Raw genomic sequence first — 1,165 nt, 5'->3', positions numbered from 1 at the left:
TCTGTCAGTTCTGTGGATTTTAAACGTCATTCATCACTGTTTTATTCATCTAATAATCAAAAACCAGCAGATTGGGAATCGCAGATTACAGCTATTTTAGCTGAATTGAACAGGCTTGGTCCACCAAAGGGTAAAGCTGATCCTGAGTATATCGTTGGGTAAAATACACACATAATAGGTGCGATATGGTTAACTTTCAGATAAACATGTTTGCACCTTTTTAAATTATTTATTGGCTTTATGGGAGTGATGTTTTTTCTTTGCATTTTCGATGTAAAAAAGAGCCAACGTCAGATAATGCAGTGTATGGATATGAGGATGAGGTATTACGTTAAATGAACAAATTAATAAAAAAAATATTAAAGAAAATTTTTAGAGTGAAGTCACCTCCAACAGAACCATTAGCTAAATTTGGTGACTCTATCCTGGCTAATAAAATAGCTATATTGGATAACAAGACCGCAAAACGAGTGGTTTTTTTAGATTCTATAAGTAGTAAAGAATGTCATTTCCGTCATAATATTATTAGAGTAAGAAAAGAAATCATAATACCTGTTATGATTGGATTTATGTTAGGTTTTGGTTTTTTTATTAGTGACTTTGTTAAAGGATGGGAAATCAACGGAGAAGAGCTCCTTTGGTCTGTTCAGAATGCAAAAAAACGTTATGGAGAGCAGTTTTATCTAAATCCAAAAGCCCCGGAATATACAAAATCATTACAGGTGATAGCGGGTGATGAAAAAGTATCATTAATTAAATATTTATATCTTAGCTATTCTAAATACAGTTATTATGGTGAGGAAAGGGCTAGGCGAAATTTGATTATAGATGCAAGTTTTGCATTGTTTTTTCTTGGCGCTAATCTTCTTCTTATTGGGATTTTTATAAGTTTACGCAAGCCAGCAAATTTCATAATTGATCATGAAAGGAAAATTTTTTACACTTGGAAAAAAGGAAAGGTGTATGTGTCTCGTTATGATGAATTAGGCGTAGCATTTACTAATAATATTTTGCTTTTCAAATGCTATGGGTTAAACGAAAAGAATGAGTTAACATATCAATTTTTTATTCCTTATCTTAGTCTGTTCAATTCAGATGAGGACAAGTTTTATATTTTAGCTTTTATGTCAAAATATTTATTACAAGGAAAAGAGTCTGTCAGTTC

1 protein-coding gene is annotated in these 1,165 nt (G+C 31.6%); it reads left to right on the top strand.

The window, feature by feature from the left end; genetic code table 11:
* Positions 1 to 335: 335 nt before the first annotated feature.
* On the top strand, positions 336 to 1,165 hold an 830-nt coding region (locus FE392_RS19850), incomplete at its 3' end, for a hypothetical protein (RefSeq protein WP_319931856.1).

It is taken from the genome of Xenorhabdus santafensis (assembly GCF_033949405.1).
Lineage (GTDB): Bacteria > Pseudomonadota > Gammaproteobacteria > Enterobacterales > Enterobacteriaceae > Xenorhabdus > Xenorhabdus santafensis.
This window is presented reverse-complemented; position numbering and strand designations above follow the sequence as displayed.